This window comes from Agrobacterium burrii, assembly GCF_017313405.1.
Taxonomy (GTDB): Bacteria; Pseudomonadota; Alphaproteobacteria; order Rhizobiales; family Rhizobiaceae; genus Agrobacterium; species Agrobacterium burrii.
The window spans coordinates 442462-467060 of sequence record NZ_JAFLNA010000001.1 but is presented as its reverse complement, the minus strand read 5'-3'; the positions used below and the strand labels follow the sequence as shown (position 1 = coordinate 467060).

At 59.0% G+C, this 24599-nt stretch carries 24 protein-coding genes; 8 read left to right on the top strand and 16 right to left on the bottom strand.

Features of this window, described 5'->3' with window-relative positions:
* Positions 1–116 precede the first annotated feature (116 nt).
* Entirely contained in the window at positions 117–674 is a 558-nt protein-coding gene (locus JZX89_RS02445; RefSeq protein WP_207132951.1) for a fasciclin domain-containing protein, read from the top strand.
* 189 nt (positions 675–863) lie between these two features.
* A complete protein-coding gene (locus JZX89_RS02440; RefSeq protein WP_207132950.1) occupies positions 864–1667 on the top strand; it encodes an endonuclease/exonuclease/phosphatase family protein in 804 nt (267 codons plus the stop codon).
* A 41-nt stretch (positions 1668–1708) separates the two neighbouring features.
* Here JZX89_RS02440 and JZX89_RS02435 read toward each other — a convergent pair whose 3' ends face one another.
* From JZX89_RS02435 to cysG, 6 genes are all read right to left on the bottom strand, one after another.
* Complete coding sequence (locus tag JZX89_RS02435) at positions 1709–2227, bottom strand: hypothetical protein (RefSeq protein ID WP_207132949.1); 519 nt, start codon at positions 2225–2227, stop codon at positions 1709–1711.
* 164 nt (positions 2228–2391) lie between these two features.
* On the bottom strand, positions 2392–3204 hold the full coding sequence (locus JZX89_RS02430; protein ID WP_035217416.1) for a ferredoxin--NADP reductase: 813 nt from the start codon (positions 3202–3204) through the stop codon (positions 2392–2394).
* 148 nt (positions 3205–3352) lie between these two features.
* On the bottom strand, positions 3353–3859 hold the full coding sequence (locus tag JZX89_RS02425; RefSeq protein WP_149897640.1) for a DUF934 domain-containing protein: 507 nt from the start codon (positions 3857–3859) through the stop codon (positions 3353–3355).
* Between the two features lie 10 nt (positions 3860–3869).
* Positions 3870–5540: a nitrite/sulfite reductase gene (locus JZX89_RS02420; protein ID WP_207132948.1), complete on the bottom strand. Its 1671-nt coding sequence runs from the start codon at positions 5538–5540 to the stop codon at positions 3870–3872.
* Between the two features lie 8 nt (positions 5541–5548).
* Positions 5549–5863 (bottom strand): DUF2849 domain-containing protein, encoded by a 315-nt coding sequence (locus tag JZX89_RS02415; RefSeq protein WP_153513663.1) that lies wholly within the window; start codon positions 5861–5863, stop codon positions 5549–5551.
* The gene (cysG, locus tag JZX89_RS02410; protein ID WP_207132947.1) at positions 5856–7316 is read right to left on the bottom strand and encodes a siroheme synthase CysG; all 1461 of its coding nucleotides are present in this window, start codon (positions 7314–7316) and stop codon (positions 5856–5858) included. Before cysG ends, JZX89_RS02415 begins: the two co-directional genes overlap by 8 nt.
* 262 nt (positions 7317–7578) lie before the next feature.
* Between cysG and JZX89_RS02405 the strand changes: the two genes are divergently transcribed.
* On the top strand, positions 7579–8166 hold the full coding sequence (locus JZX89_RS02405; protein WP_207132946.1) for a deaminase: 588 nt from the start codon (positions 7579–7581) through the stop codon (positions 8164–8166).
* 69 nt (positions 8167–8235) lie between these two features.
* Positions 8236–9081, top strand: coding sequence for a nucleoside triphosphate pyrophosphohydrolase (gene mazG, locus JZX89_RS02400; RefSeq protein WP_174372642.1), 846 nt, complete (start codon positions 8236–8238; stop codon positions 9079–9081).
* 281 nt (positions 9082–9362) lie between these two features.
* Here the strand turns inward: mazG and hflX are convergent, their stop codons facing one another.
* The 8 genes from hflX to dusB form a co-directional block, all read right to left on the bottom strand.
* Positions 9363–10787 (bottom strand): GTPase HflX, encoded by a 1425-nt coding sequence (gene hflX, locus JZX89_RS02395; RefSeq protein ID WP_207132945.1) that lies wholly within the window; start codon positions 10785–10787, stop codon positions 9363–9365.
* Between the two features lie 108 nt (positions 10788–10895).
* Entirely contained in the window at positions 10896–11138 is a 243-nt protein-coding gene (hfq, locus tag JZX89_RS02390) for an RNA chaperone Hfq (RefSeq protein WP_003496145.1), read from the bottom strand.
* Positions 11139–11322: 184 nt separating this feature from the next.
* A complete protein-coding gene (trkA, locus tag JZX89_RS02385) occupies positions 11323–12699 on the bottom strand; it encodes a Trk system potassium transporter TrkA (protein WP_153513660.1) in 1377 nt (458 codons plus the stop codon).
* 48 nt (positions 12700–12747) lie between these two features.
* Positions 12748–14112, bottom strand: a complete 1365-nt coding sequence (gene ntrX, locus JZX89_RS02380; protein ID WP_003496149.1) for a nitrogen assimilation response regulator NtrX — start codon at positions 14110–14112, stop codon at positions 12748–12750.
* A complete protein-coding gene (locus tag JZX89_RS02375; RefSeq protein ID WP_149897647.1) occupies positions 14102–16363 on the bottom strand; it encodes a sensor histidine kinase NtrY-like in 2262 nt (753 codons plus the stop codon). Before JZX89_RS02375 ends, ntrX begins: the two co-directional genes overlap by 11 nt.
* Before the next feature lie 150 nt (positions 16364–16513).
* The gene (ntrC, locus tag JZX89_RS02370) at positions 16514–17965 is read right to left on the bottom strand and encodes a nitrogen regulation protein NR(I) (protein ID WP_149897648.1); all 1452 of its coding nucleotides are present in this window, start codon (positions 17963–17965) and stop codon (positions 16514–16516) included.
* Positions 17962–19110 carry a two-component system sensor histidine kinase NtrB gene (locus JZX89_RS02365; RefSeq protein ID WP_149897649.1) on the bottom strand — a complete coding sequence of 383 codons (1149 nt, stop codon included), beginning with the start codon at positions 19108–19110 and terminating at the stop codon, positions 17962–17964. Before JZX89_RS02365 ends, ntrC begins: the two co-directional genes overlap by 4 nt.
* Positions 19107–20123, bottom strand: coding sequence for a tRNA dihydrouridine synthase DusB (gene dusB, locus JZX89_RS02360; protein ID WP_207132944.1), 1017 nt, complete (start codon positions 20121–20123; stop codon positions 19107–19109). Before dusB ends, JZX89_RS02365 begins: the two co-directional genes overlap by 4 nt.
* Before the next feature lie 275 nt (positions 20124–20398).
* On the opposite strand from dusB, the gene JZX89_RS02355 reads away from it, so the two are divergent.
* Together JZX89_RS02355 and JZX89_RS02350 are read left to right on the top strand one after the other, a co-directional pair.
* A complete protein-coding gene (locus tag JZX89_RS02355; protein WP_207132943.1) occupies positions 20399–21586 on the top strand; it encodes a bifunctional 2-C-methyl-D-erythritol 4-phosphate cytidylyltransferase/2-C-methyl-D-erythritol 2,4-cyclodiphosphate synthase in 1188 nt (395 codons plus the stop codon).
* Entirely contained in the window at positions 21583–22092 is a 510-nt protein-coding gene (locus JZX89_RS02350) for a CinA family protein (RefSeq protein WP_207132942.1), read from the top strand. The genes JZX89_RS02355 and JZX89_RS02350 overlap by 4 nt, the downstream gene beginning before the upstream one ends.
* Here the strand turns inward: JZX89_RS02350 and JZX89_RS02345 are convergent.
* The gene (locus JZX89_RS02345) at positions 22074–22529 is read right to left on the bottom strand and encodes a type II toxin-antitoxin system RatA family toxin (RefSeq protein ID WP_207132941.1); all 456 of its coding nucleotides are present in this window, start codon (positions 22527–22529) and stop codon (positions 22074–22076) included. The two genes, JZX89_RS02350 and JZX89_RS02345, sit on opposite strands and share 19 nt — an antisense overlap.
* A gap of 9 nt (positions 22530–22538) precedes the next feature.
* Positions 22539–23108, bottom strand: coding sequence for a P-loop NTPase family protein (locus JZX89_RS02340; protein ID WP_207132940.1), 570 nt, complete (start codon positions 23106–23108; stop codon positions 22539–22541).
* 247 nt (positions 23109–23355) lie between these two features.
* On the opposite strand from JZX89_RS02340, the gene JZX89_RS02335 reads away from it, so the two are divergent.
* Both JZX89_RS02335 and JZX89_RS02330 read left to right on the top strand, forming a co-directional pair.
* Positions 23356–23532 (top strand): hypothetical protein, encoded by a 177-nt coding sequence (locus JZX89_RS02335; protein ID WP_003496171.1) that lies wholly within the window; start codon positions 23356–23358, stop codon positions 23530–23532.
* 129 nt (positions 23533–23661) lie between these two features.
* Positions 23662–24396 carry a helix-turn-helix transcriptional regulator gene (locus JZX89_RS02330; RefSeq protein ID WP_207132939.1) on the top strand — a complete coding sequence of 245 codons (735 nt, stop codon included), beginning with the start codon at positions 23662–23664 and terminating at the stop codon, positions 24394–24396.
* Positions 24397–24599: the final 203 nt, after the last annotated feature.

Below are 24599 nucleotides of genomic sequence, written 5' to 3'. Positions count from 1 at the left end.
CTCATCTCGAAACTTCGAGAGGCCGGCCTCCGTCTCTTTTATCGCTACGGATGACCGATAGCGGCCTCTGGAAGGACCACCTTTCGGGGTTTGGATGTCACCAAGGAGGAATAACGATGTACAATGTTTCTGTTCGCGCCCTGACGCTGGCCGCAGCTCTTTCCATCGGCATGGTTTCCGCTTATGCCGCGAACCCTAAAGTTGGCGGCGCCGCAATGTTCGAGGACAAGAACATCGTTGAAAATGCGATGAACTCGAAAGACCATACAACGCTTGTCGCAGCGGTGAAGGCCGCCGGGCTTGTCGAAGCACTGCAAGGCAAAGGCCCGTTCACGGTGTTCGCGCCAACCAACGAAGCTTTCGCGGCCCTTCCGAAGGGCGCGGTTGACGATCTTCTGAAGCCGGAGAACAAGGAGAAGCTGGTCAAAGTGCTGACCTGCCACGTGGTTGCCGCCAATGCATTGTCACCCGCCATCGAAAAGATGATCAAGGACGACAAGGGTGAGCATGACGTGAAGACCGTCGGCGGCTGCGTGCTCAAGGCCAAGGAAAGCATGGGCAAAATCACATTGACGGATGAGAATGGTACGGTTGCTCATGTCACCATCGCCGACGTCAAGCAATCCAATGGCGTCATTCATGTCATCGACAAGGTGTTGTTGCCGAAGATGTAATTAGTGCTGCATGGCACAAAATGGCCGAATGAAGCATTCGGCTTGAACCTGCATCAAAGGCCCGGAAGTATCCGGGCCTTTGTCATTCGGGCGACGACACCCTCTACACCCCGAAATGGCAGGATATGATTGATCGCCAGTGGTTCCATGCTAAATCGGATCATGCAATCCTGCGGCGATGGAGTGTGAATGCGTCTGATATGTCTGAACGGCTGGGGTGGAAAGCTCCACGACGAGCTTGTTCCCTATCTCTCTTCATCTGATCCCGATATCTTGTGTCTGCAGGAAGTGGTGCATACGCCGGGTGCCACGCAGGACACGCTGGTCTATCGCGATCACGGCGTCGACTTGCCGCAAAGGGCGAATTTCCTGCGAGATGTCGCCGACGCCCTTCCCGATCATCTGGCGGTCTTCTGCGCGGCAGCGCAGGGCGATCTCTGGCACGGAGAAATGCGCTATCCTTCCCAATTTGGGCTCGCCACCTTCGTTCGCAAATCCTTTGCCATTGTCGCGCAGGCTCAGGGTTTCGTGCACGGTGCTTTTTCAGCCGATGGATATGGGGATCACCCGAGATCGCGGACCGCCCATGCCGTTCGTATTTTTGACTTCACAACAGGCCAACCCACCGTCATCGCCCACATGCATGGGCTGCGGCATCTTGAGGGTAAACATGATAGTCCTGCGCGTCTGGCGCAGGCGAACCGCCTCGTCCAGCTCGTTAGAAACATCGCGGAGGCTGGTGACCGGATCATCGTCTGCGGCGATTTCAATGTTTTGCCTGATAGCGAGACTTTTGCCGTTCTGAGAGAACTTGATCTCACGGAGTTGGTTACGACGCGCGGCTTTACCGACACGCGGACTTCGCATTACACCAAGCAAAACCGCTATGCGGATTACATGCTGGTCAATCCTGCTGTGAAGATCGTGCACTTTGACGTTGTGAGGCAGCCGGAGGTTTCGGATCACTGCCCGCTGTTGCTCGACTTCAGTTGAGAAGCCGGGCACTCATCCACGCTGTCTCGATCAGCCGAAGATCATCCGCGTACCAGCTGGATATCGCTCGTCACCACCGTCTTTCCAGTCTTGCCGTCTTTATCGGTGGTGCGTAGCCGCAGGCCGTTATTGCCGACCTTCTCGATCGTCATGGCGGCGACACGGTCACCGTTGATATCGCGGTTCCAGCGAACGGTCAGATTGATCGCATTTCCCCGACGGTTGCCCGCCAGTGCCGAAGGACGGCCGGAAGGGCCTGTGTAGGTGCCGCTGTAACGCGCGCCGCTGGCGGCGAGATCGGCGGCAATCGCCCGCTTTACCACCAGAAGCCCGCGGCAGGTGCCAGACATGCGCAACGCTGTCTGCCGCGCGTCGGAATTCAGCGTACAATTGACGTTGATGGCTGGCGCGCCGATGCGGGTGATCACCGTGCCCTTGCCGGTCCATGTGCCCTCGAGTGATGACAGAAAGGCGCTTTCATCGGCGGCTGCGGGCAGCGCGGTGAAAAGGCTCGTCGCAAGAGCAATGATGGTGGTGCGTATTCTTTCTGTTTTTTGCATTGGACGTTTTCGCCGGTTCGGTTTCCTGTGAGCGCTAACGCGCCATCGCCTCCGGATGTTCCAGTCGGACGATTTGCCGTTCCGGCCTCGTGTCAACGCCTTAAAACAAAAAAGGAGGCCTTGCGGGCCTCCTGTTTCAATGTATTCGCATGGGAAACGCGCCGTCAGCCGACGAAAGCGCGCTCGATCACGAATTCGGCGGGCTTGTTGTTGGCGCCTTCGTTCAGGCCGGCCTTTTCAAGCAATTCCTTGGTGTCCTTCAGCATGGCCGAGGAACCGCAGATCATGCCGCGATCAATTTCCGGATCAAGCGCCGGAACGCCGAGATCGGCAAACAGCTTGCCGTTTTCGATCAGCGTGGTGATGCGGCCCTTGAAGGGATAATCCTCACGGGTCACCGTTGCATAGTGCTTGAGCTTGTCGCCAACGATCTCGTTCAGGAATTCATGGTTCCTGATTTCCTCGACCAGATCGAAGCCGTATTTCAGCTCGGCCACATCGCGGCAGGTATGGGTGAGGATGACTTCTTCGAACTTCTCATAGGTCTCCGGGTCACGGATCAGGCTTGCGAAAGGCGCAATGCCGGTGCCGGTCGAGAACATGTAGAGCCGTCTGCCGGGCGTCAGCGCATCCAGAACCAGCGTGCCTGTCGGCTTCTTGCGCATCAGCACGGTATCGCCGGGCTTGATCGCCTGAAGATGCGAGGTCAGCGGGCCGTCGGGAACCTTGATCGAGAAGAATTCCAGTTCCTCATCCCAGGCCGGGCTGGCGATGGAATAGGCACGGTAGATCGGCTTTTCGCCAACCATCAGGCCGATCATGGCGAACTCACCAGAACGGAAACGGAAACCGGCCGGACGTGTCATGCGGAAACGGAACAGATGATCCGTATAGTGCTCCACAGATAAAACCGTCTCGGCGTAAACACCATCAGGTATCTTGATCGCGAAATCTTCCGTCTTGGCTGGCGCGTTCATTTCAGGTTCCGTCCATTCTTATTCGATAAGCGGCATTCTCCAACTGGGCAATTATACCATTTTTGCCGCGGTTTGAAGGCATGAGAATATCACAACTGCTATGTGCTCAGGAAATATGTATCAAAAAATCATATTTCCGCGCAACGTGTCACACAGACGCACGCCGACGCCAGCTATAGGCCTCGCCGCCCGCTGCCGGTCGGGCCGTCGGCTGGTAATAAACCGGGATTTCCGGCAGGCGATTTTCGGACAGGCGGCGGATCGCCGTGCCGTTCGTCACCGCAAAGCTGGTAAAGCCGGTGCGCAGCATCAGCGGCACCTGGTCGATCAGCACATCGCCGACTGCCCTCACCTCGCCCGCAAAACCGAGCCGGTTGCGCAGCAACGAAGCGTGGCTGAAACCACGGCCATCGTTGAAGGCCGGGAAGCTCACGGCCACAATTTCGATGCGATCGAGATAGGGCTCAAGTCGCGTGACATCGTCAGCCGGTGCAATCAGAACACCGAGACCGATATCGTTGCTTTCGGCCGCACGGACCAGAAAGTCAGCAAGCGGCAGGAGCGGCTTTTGCTCGCCGGTCGCTTTCACCTCTTCGGTTTCGATGACCCAGGGGTCGTTTTCCACAAAGCCGTCGCGGTTCCAGATTTTCGTCATGTCCATCTCCTCAGGCGGCTTCGGCGGCGGAACCGTAGAGCGCATCCTTGAAAGGCTGCGGTCCGACACGGCGATAGGCATCGAGGAAGATTTCCTCTTTCGACAGGCGAAGCCGCAGATAGGTATCGACGATGGTTTCAATGGCGTCAGTTACCCTGTCCGGCTCAAAACCACGGCCGATGATCTCACCGATCGAGGTGTTTTCATCACCCGATCCGCCAAGCGTGATCTGGTAGAGTTCCGCACCCTTCTTTTCTACACCCAGCAGGCCGATATGGCCGACATGGTGATGGCCGCAGGCGTTGATGCAGCCGGAAATCTTGATCTTCAGTTCGCCGATTTCCAACTGGCGTTCATGAGAACCAAAGCGGGTGGAAATTTCCTGCGCCAGCGGAATGGAGCGCGCATTGGCAAGCGCGCAATAGTCCAGCCCGGGACAGGCAATGATATCGGTGATCAGCCCGGCATTGGCGGTCGCAAGGCCAGCACCCACCAGCGCGCGATAGATCGGCTCCAGATCGGCCAGCGCGACATGCGGCAGGATGATGTTTTGCTCGTGGCTGATGCGGATTTCGTCGAAAGCGTATTCTTCGGCTATATCAGCGACGAGGTCCATCTGCTCATCGGTCGCATCGCCCGGAATACCACCGATCGGCTTCAGGGAAATCGTCACCATGCCGTAATCGGGGTGCTTGTGCGGCTGGACATTCTGGTCAACGAAACGGGCGAAACCCTCATCCGCCTTCTTCCAGCGCGCCAGGCTTTCCCAGCCTTCGGGGCGGTTCTTCAGTTCCGGCGGTGCGAAATAAGCGGAAATCGCCGCGATATCGACATCAGGCAGCTTCAATTCGGTGTTTTTCAGCTCGGCGAACTCGACCTCGACCTGACGGGACAGCTCTTCCGCGCCGGTTTCATGCACGAGGATCTTGATGCGCGCCTTGTATTTATTGTCGCGGCGGCCGTGCAGGTTATAAACGCGCATGATCGCCGTGGTGTAGGACAGCAGGTCCTCTTCCGGCAGGAAATCGCGGATTTTCTTGGCGATCATCGGCGTGCGCCCCTGCCCGCCACCGACATAGACGGCAAAACCGATCTCGCCCTTGTCGTTCTTTTTCAGATGCAGGCCGATATCATGAACCTGAATGGCGGCGCGATCGCGCTCGGCACCCGTGACAGCGATCTTGAACTTGCGCGGCAGGAACGAGAACTCGGGATGCACGGAAGACCATTGACGCAGGATTTCGGCGTAAGGACGCGGATCGGCGACCTCATCGGCGGCCGCGCCGGCGAAATGATCGGCGGTGACGTTGCGAATGCAGTTGCCGGAAGTCTGGAGCGCATGCATTTCCACGCTCGACAGTTCGGACAGGATATCCGGCGTATCGGAAAGCTTCGGCCAGTTGTACTGGATGTTCTGGCGGGTGGTGAAGTGGCCGTAACCCCGGTCATATTTACGGGCGATATGGGCCAGCATCCGCATCTGTTGCGAATTCAGCGTGCCGTAGGGAATGGCAACGCGCAGCATATAGGCGTGCAACTGCAGATAGACACCGTTCATCAGGCGCAGCGGCTTGAATGCGTCCTCGGCCAGTTCGCCGGATAGCCGGCGCTCAACCTGATCGCGAAACTGTGCCACGCGGCCTTCAACAAATGCGTGATCGAACTCGTCGTAACGGTACATCTTCTTCCTCAGACTGCGATAAAGGCTGCATCGGCCGGCTTGAAACCAGCGGCATAGTGCATGGTGGGGCCGGCGGCGCGAATGCGTTCGCGAAGCCGGGTCGGCCAGAGCTTGCCATTTTCCTCCACCACATCGACGATGGCCACATCGACCACCTTGTTGGCGGAAAAATCACGCTTGCCGATTTCCTCGAACGAAGCGACGGCCTCCGCATGGCGGGCAACGATGGCGCCCTGCAGGTTCTCCGTCCATTCGCCATTGGCGTCGAGCCAGACGGCGATACCATCGCCCAGACGATTGGCGGTCAAAACCTTGTCAACCATTTACATACTCCCGTTTGCGGTCCGTCAGCTTTGCTAGGGCAAGCGGCTCGGACCTGTCAAAATTCGCACCCGCCACCGCATCACCGATGATGACCATGACCGGGCCGGTCAGTTCATCGCGATGTTCGAGGTCGGGCAGATCGTTCAATGTGCCATGGAGCAGGCGGCGATCCGCACGGCTGGCGTTTTCGATGACGGCGACGGTGGTTTCCACACCCAGCCCGGCTTCAATCAATCGGGTCGCCACCGAAGCGGCAACGCTGCGGCCCATATAGACGGCGATGGTTGCGCCCGAGACGGCAAGGCGCGCCCAATCGGGCAGCACATCACCGGTCAGATCGTGGCCGGTAGTGAAAATCAGCGACGAGGCGACACCGCGCAACGTCAGCGGCAATTCGAAATCCGCAGCGGCGGCGAAGGCGGAGGTGATGCCCGGCACGATCTCGTAACCGATACCGGCATTGCGCAACGCCGCCATTTCCTCGCCTGCCCGGCCATAGACCAGCGGATCGCCGGATTTGAGACGCACGACGCGCTTGCCGTCTTTGCCGAGGCGCACCAGCAGGCGGTTGATTTCATCCTGCGATTTGCTGTGGCAACCCTTGCGCTTGCCGACGGACAGGCGCTCGGCATCGCGGCGCCCCATATCGACAATCGCCTGCGGCACCAAAGCGTCGTAGACAATCACATCGGCTTCCATCAGCACGCGCTGGGCACGCAGCGTCAGCAAATCTTCCGCACCGGGACCTGCGCCCACAAGCCAGACGCGGCCTTCGCTGCGTTCGGGCGATTGCAATAGGCGATCAGCGGCATGACGGGCGGAAGAGGTATCACCGAGAGCGACAGCATCCGCAACAGCACCCGAAAAGAACCGCCGCCAGAAATTGCGCCGCAAAGCGCCCTTCGGCACATTTTCTTCGGCTGCATCGCGATACTGTACCGCAAGACGTGCAAGCTTTCCGAGCGATGGCGACAGCATCTGGTCAATGCGGGCGCGGATCATCTGGGCAAGAACCGGCCCTGCCCCTTCCGTGCCGATGGCGATGGCGACGGGTGCGCGGGCGACCAGCGCGGGGGTGAAGAAATCGCAGAATTCCGGCTGATCCACCGCATTGGCGGGAATTTTCTTCGCGCGCGCGGCAGATACGATTTCGCGGTCCAGCGCCTCTTTTCCGGTGGCTGCAAAAACCAGCGTTGCGCCTTCGATCAGTTCAGCGGCGAAAGCCAAAGCCCGATGATCAATACCGTTTTCGCTGATATAGCGAGCAAAATCCGCCTCCGGCTGATCGGCGTAAGCGACGATATGCGCATTGGTGTTGGCGAGAAGCCTCACCTTGGCGAAAGCCTCGTCACCATTTCCGAAAACAGCAACCTGCCGCCCTTCAACCCGGAAGAAAGCGGGGAAGGTTGAAAGGCGGTCGCCAGCAGCAGAAAAATCATGTTCGTTGTGCATTGGACATATATCCCGCATTGCGGCGCAAGATTGAAGAAACAGAAATTCAAGCCTTTCCAGCACCTGGATTTTTATTTCTCGAACACCCCTGTTTTTGAGGAAAACAAACCGGCACCCCTGTTTTGCACCGGTCACGGTGCCCTCAAACCCATGAGAATCCCTTGACAAACCGGATCCTCGCGCCGAACAAGGGAGGACCATTTTCTGTCGTTTTCTCCATGCGAATACCGCTTTCTTTAAAGCGGCACAAAGGATCAAACCCTTGACCAGCCACCGCCTCGCGTCCCGCCTTCTCGACGTCATCGAGCACGATATCCTGCCCCTGACGGCTCGTGGTGTGAGCTTGGGCAACAAGGTTTTCGGTGCGGCGATCCTGCGCAAATCCGACCTGTCGCTGGTGATTGCCGAGACGAACAACGAACTCGAAAACCCCCTCTGGCACGGTGAAGTGCACACGCTGAAGCGGTTTTACGAGCTGGGTGAAAAGCCGAATACCAAGGACCTGATTTTCCTTTCAACCCATGAACCCTGTACCATGTGCATGTCCGCCATCACCTGGGCCGGGTTCGACAATTTTTACTCGTTTTTCAGCCATGAGGATTCACGCGATGCTTTTGCGATCCCGCATGATCTGAAAATCCTGAAGGAGGTATTCGGGTTGGAGCCGGGCGGTTATCGCCGCAACAACGCCTTCTGGAACTCTTTCTTCATCGCCGATCTGGTTGAGGGCGAGGACGATCCGTTGAAAACCACGCTGAAGGCGCAGACGGCCCGCATCAAGGCAGCTTACGATGATCTCTCCACCAGCTATCAGTCATCGAAGAGCGACAACGATATTCCGCTGAACTAGGGCATTTTCGTTGAGGGTACAGTGCGGATTTCCGCGCGAAAAATGCGTAAAAACAAAGGTTTGAGACATATGGAAGCATCGAAGGATATTTCCCGCCTGATCGAGATCATGGAGGCGCTCCGCCAGCCGGAAACCGGTTGCCCGTGGGATATCGTTCAGACCTTCGAGACGATCAAGCCTTATACCATCGAAGAAGCTTACGAAGTTGCCGATGCCATCGAGCGCAAGGATACGGACGATCTGTGTGACGAGCTGGGTGACCTTCTTCTACAGGTGGTTTTCCATGCTCGCATCGCAGAGGAAATGGGCGAATTCGCTTTTGGTGACGTGGTGCACGCCGTTACCTCAAAGATGATCCGTCGTCACCCGCATGTTTTCGCCGTCTCCAGTGCCGACACACCGGAAACGGTCAAGCTGCAATGGGACCAGATCAAGGCCGAAGAGAAACGCGAGCGTGCGGAGCGCCGTGCGCGCCGGGGTATTACCGAGGATTTCAAAGCCGGTTTTCTGGGCGGCGTGCAGCGCAGCCAACCGGCGCTGACCGAGGCTTTGAAGCTGCAGGAACAGGCGGCGCGCGTCGGTTTCGACTGGTCGGATCCGGCGCCCATTCTCGACAAGATCGAAGAGGAAATAGCCGAGCTGCGCGAGGCGCTGGCGGAAGGCAGGCCGGAGAAGGTTTCGGACGAACTCGGTGATCTTATCTTTGCGCTGGTCAATATCGGCCGCCACGTCAAGGCCGATCCGGAAAATGCGCTGCGCGGCACCAACACGAAATTCCGCAGGCGTTTCAATCACATCGAGACATCGCTCAGCGACAATGGCGAGACGCTTCAAGCCGCGAGCCTTGAGAGAATGGAAGACCTCTGGCAGGCGGCAAAACGCATCGAGCGGTCGCTTGATGTGGCTCCGTCCTGATCGATTGGACAGCATGCCCGGGCTCCGGGTGATGGCAAAAGCAGAACCTCTCCTTCGTCTGCCTCTCCCACTGCTACACGGTTTGGCCGTACCGCCTCGAACCGGGCACGAAAGAAGATCAGCGTCGTTAGATGGGAAAGCCGGGCAGGCCGATCACGCCAACGTCATCCTCGGGCTTGTCCCGAGGATCTGCAACGTATTGATTTTACTCAACGTGATTAGATCCTCGGCACAGGGCCGAGGATAACGTCGAATGCAAGTGACAACACCGTTGCGAAGCGTTAGCGCTCCCAGTGTTCCTGCTCGCGTACAGTTGACTTGCCGAGCTTCCGTTCAAGCTCAGTGGCCTGCGCTTCCGACAGACGAACATCCAGCGCGACCGATCCGTCCTCATGGTCTTCACGGTTATCGACGATGGAGTTGCTATAGACCCAGGAGATCAACGGCAATTGCTCGACGGATAAGACAACAGTCGTTTCCGTCAGCACACCAGACAGGCGCTTTGAAATCTCTTCCATCAGGGCATCGACGCCCTCGCCCGTAATTGCCGAAACGGCGCGGATGTCAGAGCGGCCTTCGGCACGCTGCATGATGGCGTCATGCGCTTCCGGCCCCAGACGATCAACCTTGTTCCAGACCTCGATGATGCGCTTTTCGGCTTCCTTCTCGTCGATACCGAGATCGCTCAGAATACGCAGCACATCCGCAGACTGGGCTGCATTGTCCGGATCGGACATATCACGCACATGCAGAACGAGATCGGCTTCAAGCACCTCTTCCAGAGTCGCACGGAAAGCCGCGACGAGATGGGTCGGCAGGTCGGAAATGAATCCAACGGTATCGGACAGGATAACCGTGCGGCCGTGCGGCAGTTTCATGCGCCGCAATGTCGGGTCGAGCGTGGCGAACAGCATGTCCTCCGCCAGAACGCCTGCACCGGTGATGCGGTTGAACAGCGTGGACTTGCCGGCATTGGTGTAACCGACCAGCGCGACGATCGGATACGGCACTTTGCGGCGCTTGGCACGGTGAAGCTGGCGGGTGCGCACCACCTGCTCCAGCTCCTTTTCGAGCTTGACGATACGATCCTGCAGCAGGCGTCTGTCGGCCTCAATCTGGGTTTCACCCGGACCACCCATGAAGCCTGCACCACCGCGCTGGCGTTCAAGGTGGGTCCAGCTTCGGACGAGGCGGCCCTTCTGGTAATTCAGATGCGCAAGATCGACCTGCAGCGTGCCTTCCTTGGTGGAAGCGCGACGACCGAAGATTTCAAGGATCAGACCTGTGCGATCGATGACCTTGGCATTCCACTGTTTTTCGAGATTGCGCTGCTGCACCGGGGTCAGCGGATGATCGACAATCACCAGGCCGGAATTGGTTTCATCCAGAAGATGACCGATTTCCTCGATCTTGCCGGTTCCGAACAGGGTGGCGGGGCGCGGCTGATTGACGGAAACGATGAGACCCTGCGTTACCTCGAGTTCGATGGCGAGCGCCAGACCCTTTGCTTCCTCAAGTTTGGCTTCAACGGAGCGACCGGGAGCAGCCGGTGCTGCCGCCGCATCGCGATTTTCGCGTTGTTGCTTGAGGACCGGCACGAGGACCACGGCGCGCATGTCGTCGCGGCGCTTCTCCTGCTCCGGAATGATCGATTCGTTCGAAGTGTCGCGCGTCGAAATGGGCTCAGCCTTATCCAGAAAGAACATTGCGGCCGACAGCATCCGCGCGGACGGCCATGAAGATTAACCTCACCAGACCGGAAATGTTCCGATCCGGGTCAGTCTATATCGAAGATACCGTCAGAGGGAGCCTGATCAGGCTGCGCCTTCTTCGCTTTCGAACATCTGCATCGGCTGGCCGGGCATGATGGTGGAGATCGCATGCTTGTAGACCAGCTGCGAATGACCGTCACGGCGCAGAAGCACGCAGAAATTGTCGAAGGAGGTGACAACGCCAGTCAGCTTGACGCCGTTGATCAGGAAAATCGTGAGCGAAATCTTTTGCTTACGAACGGTATTGAGGAAAAGATCCTGAAGGTTTTGAGAACGTTCCGCCATGGCGCCGCTTCTTTCTTTATTGCCGGCAGGGACACCGGAAAATAATCAATCAATAATAAACCGGCCGAGTCTAGTCCCCCGCTTGGCCAGCCTGCAACTCTGGTATCAAATCATGTCCCGTTCCGCAACGGCGAAAACGGCCTGACGGGTACGAGTATTGACCTGCTTTTTCGATTCGAAACAGTCAGAAATATTGTATCGAAACCCGGAAAAGCTGCTCCACGTCGCGCACTGCGTCCGCTGACGCAAACAGCACGACGCGGTCCTTGGCCTTGATCTTCGTGCTGCCATCCGGGCGGATGACCACGCCGTCGCGATAGATCGCGCCGATGCGCACGCCGTCGGGCATGTCGATGTCACGGAAGGACTGGCCCACCAGCGGCGAGGTTTCCAGCGCTTCCGCCTCAATCACCTCCGCCGAACCGCGCTGCACGGCATAAACCGAGCGGATGCGGCCTTTGCGCACATGCTGGAGAACGCGGGAGATGGTAACGGCGCGAGGGTTGATATAGGCATCAAGACCGAGCGAACCCGCGACATCATGAAAGGACGAGCTGTTCAGCAGCGCCAGATTGGACTTGCAACCGAGCTGCTTTGCCATCACGGCGGCCAGAATATTCGTCTGGTCGTTATTGGTCAGCGTCACGATCAGGTCCGCATCTTGAATATCGGCCTGCATCAGAATTTTCTGATCAAGCGCCGAACCATGCATGACGATGGTGTTGCTGAGCTGCTCCGATGCGGCAACAGCCCTGTCGCGATCCGCCTCGATGATCTTCACCCGCGTTTTCGGCTGCATCTCCTCGATCTTGCGGGCAACGAAGTGGCCGATATTGCCGGCGCCGGCAATCACGATGCGCTGTGCTTCCTGCTCTTCATGGCCAAACAGGCTCAAGGTACGACGGGCGTGCTGGCGCTGACAGATGACATAGGCAAGGTCGCCGACCCGCAACTGTTCGGAGGAATGCGCCACCTTGAGGATGCCGTTACGGAAAACACCGACAACCGTGGCGATGAGGTCCGGAAAAAGGTTGGAAAGCTGGTGCAGCGGCGTGTTGATGACCGGGCAGTCCTCCATACATTCGATCGCCAGCATGTATATCGTGTCATCCGCGAACCGCACGACGTCGGTGGCGCCCGGAAAGGCAATGCGGCGCAACACCATCTTGCCGACTTCCACTTCCGGGGAAATCGTCACGTCGATGGACATGTTCTCGCGGCTGAAGAGATCGGCATATTCCGGCTTCAGATAACTCTGGTCACGGATGCGGGCGATCTTCGTCGGCACGCTGAACAAAGCATGCGCCACCTCGCAGGCAACGATGTTGATCTCGTCATGCAGTGTGACGGCGATGATCATGTCCGCCTGGTCCGCGCCCGCCTTCGCCAGCATATCCGGATGCGCGCCATGGCCGACATAACCGCGCACATCGAGCGTCTCGGTGATGGCGGAGATGAGCGGCGCGGCGGTATCGATCACCGATACCTCATTATCCTCGCGCGACAATTGTTCGGCTATGCCGTAACCCACCTGCCCTGCGCCGCAAATGATGACTCTCATGCTGTCTCTCTGACGGAATAATTGGTTACGGCGATGCGCCTTCTGTCCTTATACGCCGAGAGATTTCAGTTTGCGATGTAGTGCCGATCTTTCCATGCCAACAAATTCCGCCGTGCGCGAAATATTGCCGCCGAAACGGTTGATCTGGGCCACCAGATAATCCCGTTCGAACATTTCACGGGCTTCACGCAGCGGCAGGGTCATGATGTGCTGGTCGCCCTGCGCCGAAATCTTCGGCAGCATGTCGCCAATATCTGCCGGCAGCATGTCGGCCGAAATAGGCGCTTCGCCGCCTTCGGGGCGGGCGAGGATCATCAGCCGCTCGATATTGTTGCGCAGCTGGCGGATATTGCCCGGCCAGTCATGCGTCTGGAGAACGGCCATGGCGTCATCACCGATCTTGCGCGGACGGATGCCGGCCTGTTCGGAAATCTGCCGCATGAACATGTCGACGAGAAAGGGAATATCCTCACGCCGTTCGGACAAAGCCGGCACCTTTACCGGCACGACGGCAAGGCGATGGTAAAGATCCTCACGGAATTGGCCTTCGGCGATCAGGCTTTCGAGATGATGGGCGGTCGAGGAGATGATGCGCACATCCACCTTCACCCGCTTGCCGCCGCCGACACGCTCGAACTGCTGGTCGACCAGCACGCGCAGGATCTTGTTCTGGGTCTCGCGCGGCATTTCGCCGACTTCGTCGAGATAAAGAACGCCGCGATGGGCCTCTTCGAGTGCACCGACCTTGCGTGGCTGGCCGGGCAAGCCTTCGGTGCCGAAGAGCGCGATTTCCATGCGGTCCGGTGTGATCGTCGCGGCGTTCAGCGCCACGAAAGGTCCGGTGGCGCGCGAAGATTTCTTGTGCACCATGCGCGCCACCAGTTCCTTGCCGGAACCGGAGGGGCCGAGGATCATGATGCGGCTGTTGGTGGGCGCTACCCTGTCGATGGTCTGGCGAAGCTGCGAAACGGCAAGCGAAGCACCGACGAGTTCAACCGCATCACCCGTGCGCTTCTTGAGCTCTTGAACCTCGCGCTTCAGCTTGGAGTTTTCCAGCGCCCGTTCGGCGATCAGGATCAAGCGGTCGGCCTTGAACGGTTTCTCGATGAAATCGAAAGCGCCGCGCTTGATGGCGTTGACGGCGGTTTCGATATTGCCGTGACCGGAAATCATGACGACAGGAATTTCGGGATGGCGGCTCTTGATCTCGTCCAGCAGCGCCAGACCGTCGAGCTTCGAACCCTGCATCCAGATGTCGAGAAAGATCAGGCGCGGCACACGCTCCGAAATGGCGGCCAGCGCGCTGTCGCTGTCAAACGCCATGCGGGTCTCGTGGCCCTCGTCGGACAGAATGCCCGCTACGATTTCGCGAATATCCGCCTCGTCATCCACGACCAGAATATCAGACGCCATATGCTGCTTCCTTATTATTTTCGCCGCCGACCGCCTCGATATAGGGCAGCAGCACTCTGATCATGGCGCCATGGCCATGGTCGAACTCCGGCGGGGAATCGTGGAGTTCCAGATATCCGCCATGCTCTTCGATGATCTTCTTCACGATGGCGAGGCCGAGGCCGGTGCCCTTGTCCCGCATCGTCATATAGGGTTCGAGAATGCGGTGACGGTTTTCGACGGGAAGGCCGCGGCCATTGTCGATGATGTCAGCCACGAAGCGGGAATTGGCCTCGTCGAAAGAGGCGCGCACCAGGATTTTCCCCGGCCGCTTTTCGCCCTCCACCGCCTCGATCGCTTCCGTCGCATTCTTGATGAGATTGCCGAACGCCTGTCCCAGCATGCGGGCATCAAACATGCCTTCCAGCGGGATATCGCCCAGCTCCGTTGAGAATTTCGTGTCGGCGGCGCTGATTTCGCGCAGGAACGCCGCATCCTTCAGGATCGAACGCAGGTCCGACTTTTCCTTCGTCGGCTTCGGCATGCGCGCGAAGGCCGAGAATTCATCCACCATCCGGCCGATATCACCGACCTGCCGGACGATGGTGTCCGTACACTGATCGAAAACGGCGCGGTCGCTCTCGTCGATCTGCTTGCCGAAACGGCGTTTGATGCGCTCGGCGGAAAGCTGGATCGGCGTCAGCGGGTTCTTGATTTCATGGGCAATGCGGCGCGCCACATCCGACCATGCGGTGGAGCGCTGGGCAATAACGAGATCGGTGATGTCATCGAGGGTGATGACATAGCTATCGCGGCTGTCGCGGGCATCCTCGCGGGTTACCTGCACATTGAGCGTCCGCTCCTTGCCGCGCCGCATGATGTTGATCTGCTTGCGGAAGTTGCCACGCGCCCAGGTGTTGGCCTCGGTCACGACCTGTTCTATTTCAGGTGCGATCTCCGACAGTTGCGCACCGATCAGCTGCTCGGAGGTCTGCGCCAGGAATTCTTCGCCAGACGGATTGACGATGGTGATCTTGCGATTTTCGTCAACGCCGATAACGGCGGCGGTAACGCCAGACAGCACAGCCTCGATGAAACGGCGGCGATCGTCGATATCGTCCTTCGCCTCGATGATCTGATCCTGCTGGCTGCGCAGTTCCGAGACCATCTTGTTGAAGGTGCGCGACAGGCGCCCGACGTCGCCATCGACGGCGCGAACGGGAACCAGCACATGCATATTGCCGGTCGCGACACTATCTGCGGCGCTAATGAGAAGGCGGATCGGCCGCACGATACGGTCGGCCACCGCAATTGCGGTCCAGATGGCTGCCAGAAGCACGATCAGCGCGAAACCGAGATAGAGAATGGCAAAGGCAATCTGCAACGGCGCGCGGCCTGCCTCCATCGCCTTGTATTCGGCGCGGTTCTCCTCCATCAGCCGCATCGCGCCCATCACCTTGGGATCGACTGCGCGAACGGTGTAGAGGAAAGTTCCCTCGATACCCTCAAGCTTGATGATGGCGCCGACAAGGTTGGTGATGCCGGGCGGGATCAGGGTCGGCTGGCCGGCGGCGGCCTTTTCCAGCGCATCGTGCGGAATGGCGGGAAGCGGTTTCTCCGTCTTGATGTTGGCCTGCGCAACGGCGTCACCATCTTCCTGCACCAGAAACGCGCCAAGCAGGCCGCGGCCCTTGGCCTGACGGGTCATCAGATCGACGAAACCGGTACGGTCAAGATAAAAAAGCGCGCGGTTGCGATCGAGGTCGGTGGCCATCGACAGGGTCTGTCCCTGAAGGTAGCCGGCATTTTCCATCATATAGGCCTGGGCGATATTGCTGGAGGAATCGACGATCGACTGGGTTCTAAGCGAAAACCAGCGGTCTAGACCGACATTCAGCGTCAGGCTGGCGAAGATGGCGACGAGCACGGCCGGCGTGATCGCCACGATGGAGAAAAGCACGACGATGCGCACGTGCAGACGGGCCGCCGCCCTGCCCTTTTTGCGCGCTTTCAGCAGACGGTTGATTTCGCGGCCGATCAAAAAGATCAGGCCGATGACGAAGATCGAATTGATGACAACGGAGGCGATGACGACATTCGATGTCGGCGCAATCGGTGTGACCCCCAGAAGCACGAAGAGGGTGAGGATGGCGCAAACGAGGGCGACGCCGGCGAGCACCAACCCCGGCAGGGCAAAAGACATCCTGCGATCGGCAACCACCATGCCCGCTGCTTCGTCGGCAACAGTGTTTTCGGCGGCGGGTTTCCGCATGCACTACTCCCAATCGCTGGCCAGCCAGCGCCACATTCCTGAAGTCAGGCGAGAGTCGCGTCACATCGGCGAATCTCTTTCCGTCCTAGTGTGTTCCAAGCAACACAATGTGGCGAAAATGCAACGACAAAGGCAGCCTTGTCAACATTCTCAGCTGGGGCGGGAGCTGCGATAGACGGAAACGCCAAGCTCGCGGATTTTCTTGCGCAGCGTATTGCGGTTCAGTCCCAGAAGATCGGCTGCCTTGATCTGGTTGCCGCGGGTTGCCGTCAGCGCGGCGAGAATCAGCGGGAATTCCAGTTCACGCAGCACGCGGTCATAAAGACCGGGCGGCGGCAGGCCGTCACCGAAGCTGGCGAAATAATCCCGCATGTTCTCCTCGACCGCCTGGGAAATGGTCAGTGAGCCCGTGCGAACCGCCATCTTGTCCAGCGGACTGTCGGGGACATCCGACTGCAATTCCTGCTCGACGATCTCGCGGGTGATGACTTCCTGCGGATAAAGCGCCATCAGGCGGCGGATCAGGTTTTCCAGCTCGCGCACGTTGCCCGGCCAGGCATAGGCCTTCATGACTTCCAGCGCTTCGGTCTCGAAACGCTTGCCTTCCAGGCCTTCCTTCTCGCCCGTCTGGATGAAATGACGCACCAGATCGGGAATATCCTCGGCACGGTCACGCAGTGGCGGCAGGCGCAGCGGCACGACGTTAAGGCGATAATAGAGGTCTTCGCGGAAGAGGCCCTGATTGATCGACTGTTTCAAATCCTTGTTGGTGGCGGCGACGATACGGACATCGGTGCGGATCGGCGTGCGACCACCCACCGTGGTATATTCGCCCTGCTGCAACACGCGCAGCAGCCGTGTCTGGGCATCCATCGGCATATCGCCGATTTCATCGAGGAACAGCGTGCCGCCCTCGGCCTGTTCGAAACGGCCGGTCGAGCGGTTCTGCGCGCCGGTGAAGGCGCCCTTCTCATGGCCGAACAGTTCAGATTCGATCAGGTCGCGCGGGATTGCCGCCATGTTGATGGCGACGAAGGGACCGTTGCGGCGCTTGCCGTAATCATGCAGCGCGCGCGCCACCAGTTCCTTGCCGGTGCCGGATTCGCCAGTGATCATCAGCGTCAGGTCGGTCTGCATCAGGCGGGCGAGCACCCGGTAGATTTCCTGCATCGCTGCCGAGCGGCCAACGAGCGGCATGCCGTCCTGCATGTCGTCGTCGAGCTTTGCCGGCTTGCGCTTGGGTTCCGACAAAGCGCGGCCGATGATGGCGATCAGTTCCGTCAGGTCGAAGGGCTTGGGCAGGTAATCATAAGCGCCTTTTTCCGAGGCCTTGATGGCGGTCATGAAGGTGTTCTGGGCGCTCATGACGAGAACCGGCAGGTCCGGACGGGCCTTCTTGATGCGTGGCAGCAGATCGAAGGCGTTTTCATCCGGCATCACGACATCGGTCACGACAAGATCGCCCTCGCCTGCCGAAACCCAGCGCCAGAGCGTTGCGGCATTGGAGGTGATGCGCACATCGTAACCGGCGCGGCTGAGCGCCTGGTTCAGCACCGTGCGGATCGCGGCATCATCATCGGCGACGAGGATAGTAGCTGTCATGGGTCATTTCCTGTCGAGTTCGGCAAGCTGCTGTCGTCCAGCGCCATTTCCGGCGAGACGGGTAACAATACGCGGAAAGTCGTGCGGTGGTTCTGGCTGTCGCATTCGACAATGCCGCCATGGGCGCCGATCAGCTTGGCGACAAGCGCCAGGCCGAGGCCCGAACCATTCGTCTTGGTGGTGATGAAAGGATCGAAAAGATGCGGCAGGAGATCGGCCGGGACACCCGGTCCGTTGTCATGCACGCAGAATTCGAGCGGCAGCGAGATGCGCTCCCGGCTGCCGGCAACAGAAAGGCGCATGCCGGGGCGGTAAGCGGTCGTCAGCAATATCTCGCCATCAGGCTGGTTGCCCACGGCTTCCGCCGCATTCTTCACCAGATTGAGAAAAACCTGCACCAGCTGGTCGCGATTGGCATAGACCGGCGGCAGCGAGGGATCGTAATTTTCCGAAATCTTGATGTTGCGGGCAAAGCCGGCCTTGGCAATGGCCTTCACATGATCCAGCACCGAATGGATGTTGACCGGTACACGGTCCACCGGCCGCTCGTCGGAAAACACCTCCATACGATCGACCAGCGAAACGATGCGGTCGGTCTCGTCGCAGATCAATCTGGTCAGCGCGCGGTCCTCGTCCGGAACCGACATTTCCAGAAGCTGGGCAGCACCTCGAATACCGGAAAGCGGGTTCTTGATCTCATGCGCCAGCATCGAGGCAAGCCCGGTGACGGAACGGGCAGCTGCACGATGGGTCAATTGCCGGTCGATCTTGTCGGCCATCGACCGTTCCTGAAAGACGACGACGACCGATCCCGGCTCGCTGACAACAGGCGCGACATAAAGGTCGACCAGCTTGTCCTGTCCCAGACGCGGAGAACTCAGATCAACACGATATTCGTTGACCGGCGCGCGGCGTTCCCGCACCTGATCGATCAGCGCCAGCAGCGGGCTGCCGAAAGGAATGAAGGTGGAGACGCGGTAGCGGGCAAGATGGGAGGCGCTGGCCCCGAAAAAGGCTTCGGCTTCCCAATTGGCGAATGCGATGAAACCTTCGGCATCCACCAGAATGACGGGGTTCTGCACGGCGTTCAGAACCGCCATGGCGAGCGGGTTTGCATCTGCCGGGCTGTGTTTGTCAGCGCTCATGCGGCCTTCCTTGCGGCGTCTTCGCCGGCATTGTCGCAAAGGGCGGCGCGCAGCAGATCCGCCACCTCCCCCGTGTCACGCGATGTCATGATTTTAGCCTTGTCGGGCGTGGTGAACTCAGGCGCGAAACGCTCGATATACCAGCCCAGATGTTTGCGGGCATGCCGCAGACCGGCTTCCCTTCCGTAAAATTCCAGCATCATCTCGTAGTGCTCGACGGCGATACCAGCGATTTCGGCGCGTTGGGGCGCGGCGTGTCCGGCCAGCACCGCCGGCAGCCAGGGCTGACCCTGCGCACCGCGACCGACCATGACGGCATCAGCACCGGAACGACGCAGGATTTCCCGTGCACCCTCTGCTGTCTCGACATCGCCATTGGCGATCAGCGGCACGGAAATCACCTCGCGCACGGCGCGGATGGCGTCCCAGTCCGCGCGTCCTTCGTAAAACTGCATGCGGGTGCGGCCGTGAATGGTGATGAGCTGAACCCCTGCCGCTTCGGCGCGGCGGGCAATTTCGGGCGCGTTGATGGTGTTTTCGTCCCAGCCAAGCCGCATTTTCAGCGTGACAGGCACATCGACCGCGCCAACCGTCGCCTCGATAAGCGAGAGCGCATGATCGGGATCACGCATCAGCGCCGAGCCGGAATAACCGCCCGTCACCTTCTTGGCCGGACAGCCCATGTTGATATCGATGATGCCTGCGCCGTTATCCGCGGCGATCCTGGCGGCTTCCGCCATGAAATGCGCCTCGCGCCCGGCAAGCTGCACCATATGCGGCACCATGCCGGCATTTTTCAGCCGCGCCCAGGATTCCCCCCTGTTAGCGACGAGTTCGCGGCTGGCGACCATTTCCGTCACGACCAGACCCGCACCATAACGCCAGGCAAGCTGCCGGAACGGCAGATCCGTTACGCCCGACATGGGCGCCAGCACCGCACGATTACGGATCGATACTGAGCCGATGCTGAACGGTTCTGACAATTCCGGAAGGGACAACTGATGATCTTTCATGCAGAAGGGTTATTTGCATTATTTTTAGACAGTGTTTGCGCAGTTGCCAAGCACTTTTAGAAGGTTGCACCTTTTATTTGCGGGGCGGCTGCCTGCCTGTTTTGCGGTCGGTGGCAAATTGTGCAGGTCCGAGCGTGCAATGACGTACGATCCTGCGGCGTGCAGGATGAATGCGCGTCTTATCGGGCTGGCCATCCCGGTTTTGAAACGCTAGAGCAGGACTGTCAACCGCTAAGGGTTGCGTGCAAAGCATAAGACCAATGCAGGAAAGTACTATGAAACTCGGCATCGTCATCGTCGCCGCCGGACGCGGTGAAAGGGCTGGCTCCCCCGCGGAAGGGCCGAAACAATATCGCCCGATCGGCGGCAAGGCCGTGATCGAGCATACATTGTCGACCTTTCTTGGCTGGGACGGCACCTGCCCGATCGTTGTCGTCGTCCATGCGGACGATACAGCACTCCTGTCGCCGATCCTCCAGCGGCTCGATGCCGGCGAACGGATTATCACGGTGACCGGCGGCGCGACACGCCAGCAATCGGTGCTTGCCGGGCTGGAAGCGTTGGCCGCGCATGAACCGACGCATGTAATGATCCAGGACGCCGTGCGGCCTTTCGTCACTGTGGACATGTTGGAGCGTATTGTGGCGCTGCACCGTGCTGGCGCTGTCGGCGTTCTGCCTGCCCTGCCCGTCACCGATACGCTGAAGCGCGGGTCAGATGATCGCGTCGTGGAAACGGTTTCCCGGCAGGGGCTTTATGCGGCGCAGACGCCACAAAGTTTCGGCTTCGGCGATATTATCGCCGCACACCGCGCGGCCGCGGCTTCCGGAAAGACCGATTTTACCGATGATGCGTCGATTGCCGAATGGGCTGGTCTGCCGGTGACGCTGACCGAAGGTTCGGTCGATAATGTCAAACTCACTCTCAAGCGGGATATCACCATGGCCGATGAAAAGCTCTCTCACGCATTGCCCGACGTGCGCACCGGCAATGGCTATGACGTACACCAGTTGGAGGCCGGGGATGGCGTGACGCTTTGCGGCGTGTTCATCGAACACGACCAGAAACTCAAAGGCCATTCGGATGCCGATGTGGCGCTGCATGCGTTGACGGACGCCCTGCTCGCCACCTGCGGTGCGGGCGATATCGGCGATCACTTCCCGCCGTCCGATCCACAATGGAAGGGTGCCGCCTCGCGCATCTTCCTCGAACATGCGGCCAAGGTGGTGCGCGACAATGGCGGCACGATCATGAATGCCGATGTCTCACTGATCGCCGAAGCGCCGCGCATCGGCCCGCACCGCCAGGCCATGCGCGAAGCGCTCTCGGACATGCTCGGCATTGCGCTGGAGCGCTGCTCGGTGAAGGCGACAACCAATGAAACCATCGGTTTCGTCGGCCGCCGGGAAGGCATCGCAGCAATCGCCACCGCTACCGTCGTCTACAGGGGCAGACCGCTATGAGCCTCTTCCCCGCTGACATAGAAGAACTGGCGCGGCAGATCATTGCCGATTTCACCGCCCGTGGCTTCATGGTCTCGACCGCCGAAAGCTGCACGGGCGGCCTGATCGCCGGTTCGCTGACCGAAATTGCCGGCTCTTCCGCCGTCGTTGATCGCGGTTTCGTCACTTATACGAACCAAGCCAAGATGGACATGCTGGGGGTTGGTGCCGAGACGCTGACGACATTCGGCGCGGTATCCCGGCAGACGGCGCTACAGATGGCGCATGGTGCACTTTTCCGCTCAAGGGCGGATTTTGCCGTAGCCGTGACCGGAATTGCCGGTCCAGGCGGCGGTTCCGCTGATAAACCAGTCGGACTGGTGCATCTGGCCGCCAAATCGCGCGGAGGTAAAATTCTGCATCATGAAAAGCGTTACGGCGAGATTGGCCGTACCGAAATCCGGCTTGCTACCGTCAAGACGGCGCTTGAGATGCTTGTCGCCCTCAATCAGGCAGGGTCGGCGTAAATTTTGTCTGCGCGGGTCTCGAAGGCTTCGGCGAACATACGGAAGGCCCGATCAAACATCGACCCCATGACCGCACCGAGCAGACGGCTCTTGAATTCATAATCGATGAAGAAATGAATGGTCGAGCCGCCATCTTCCGATTCTTCGAAACGCCAGCGATTGTCGAGATATTTGAACGGCCCATCGATATATTTCACATCGATGGCGCGCTCGGCCGGGTTCAGCAGCACCTGCGTGGTGAAGGTCTCGCGTATTGCCTTGTAGCCCACCGTCATATCGGCCACCAGCAGCACCTTGCCATCCCGCTCCTTGCGCGAGCGAACAGTGAGCCCTTCGCAAAGGGGCAGAAACTGCGGATATTTCTCCACATCGGCGACAAGGTCGTACATGCGGTCTGGCGAGTGTTTGACGTGGCGATGCGTTTCGAACTGGGGCATAAGCGGCAGTTAATCGTCGATAACAAGAAGATCAAGAAGGCGGCGAAACTGTTTTCGGCTTTTCAGCTGGAATACCGGCACGCCCTGACCATAAAGGGCGAAATTCTGTTCAAAAATCGGGGTGTGGCGGCGCTCGAAATTCCAGATATAGCGCAGGAAATCGGCGTCTATTCTTTCCGGGCATCCCTCCGCCATCTCCGGCCGCGCCTTGCCATAACCCTTGATCGCCCGGCTGACGGCGCCCCACAGGCAGAGCCAGCGCGGCATGCGCACCCAGAGCACGATGTGGGACCGCGGCATACGCATATCGAAAGACGACGGATTGCTGCCATCCATCAGCCAGCACTCCTCGGTGACGATGGTGGCAATTATCTCCCGCTGCTCCTCACGCGGACGCGCCTGCCAGCCGGGCAGCCAGAAAACTTCGCGGTCCATGGAGATATAACGAAGCCCAAAATGGCGTGCGAGCTTCTGCGAGAGCGTCGACTTGCCACCGCCAGAACAGCCGACAACCATGATGCGCTGCGCCCCGGCGATGATTGCAGCCGCGTCTTCCACTTTCTCAAGATAGTTCGGCATTACACGACCTCGTCAGGATTGCGGCGATTGCCTGCCGCACGCACATCGCAATGAAGCAATATTGTCGTCGCGCATGGCAGTTACGGAAAATTGACTATTGCAACCCCCTCACAGGGATTGCTATTTATTTGCCACTAATATTACACCCACTGGATGCAAACGCGCCGGGCGCTCCCGTTTTCCCCACGCGTATTCATCTTTGGGTTCAGACCCGATACATAACCGCTTTGAGCCACTGAGTGAGCCGATGGACGATTTTTCCAACATCATCAACCTTCTCGAATCTGCCAAGCAACTCGCATCGATGAACGGCATGCCCGTGCTTGCCTACCTTATCGACGTTGCAAAATGCGAGGCGAGAGAGAACAAGCCGGTTCTGCGCAAGCGCAAACGCGGCGAATCGACCGCCAAGGAAGACTGTTAATTGCCGTTTCGTATAGCCGACCGATAAAGCCGGCTGGCCCAATCTTCAAGACGATGTCATAGTCAGACAATGAAACTGGCCGCTTTTTTCGAGGCGGCCATTTCTTTGCACAATGGAAACGACAGCGTCATGACAGTCGCCTCGGCAGATATCAGAACCTACCGGCAGGAAAGACCTAGGGAACGGCACGGTTTCGTGCAGATCGTTCTTCCAGTCTCCGGCTGCCTGCGGATCGATGTGGGCGGACGGCAGGACGAACTGTCGACCGGGCGCGGCGTTTTCATCCATCGTGATGCACCGCATACGCAGGAAGCGACGGCGATCAACCATTCGCTGGTGGTCGATATCGATGAAAGTGCCGTTTCCGAACAGACGCTGGAGAGATTCGCCCGCGCGCCGTTTCTCGATATTGCGCCTGATACACGGCAATTGATCGCCTATATGCGCGGCCTCATCAAAACCGACGGCCGGCGCGACGATATCGCCGGTCTCTGGGCGCCCCTGCTGGTGGATAGTCTCGCGACTGAAAAGGCGGATATCCGCCAGCGCCTGCGCAAACTCAGTGCAGTCGTCAGAGCAGAGCCTTTCTTTCCCTGGACGATCGACATGCTGGCGACCTGCGTGACGATCAGCGACAGCCGCCTGCATGTGTTGTTTCTCGAAGAATTCGGTCTCCCGCCTCACCGTTGGCTTGCCGGGTTGCGCATGGACAATGTCTGCACGCTCCTCAGCGAATCCAGCCTGCCAATCGCCGAGATCGCGCTCAGGGCCGGTTTTTCCGACCAGACGGCGCTGACGCGCGCCATGCGCAATGCGGTGGGTGAAACGCCGGCCGCCTATCGCCGGAACCGCGGCATTCATTAGATTTGAGCTTTCAGGAGTTTGTGCGGTCATAGTGGGGCGTGGGTGTGTGTGATTTACCCCCCTCTGCCCTGCCGGGCATCTCCCCCTCAAGGGGGGAGATCGACAGGAGGCGCTACCTCCACTTCATTCTCAAGCTTCGAGATGAACGAGACCTTGCCGCAGATCGATCTCCCCCCTTGAGGGGGAGATGCCCGGCAGGGCAG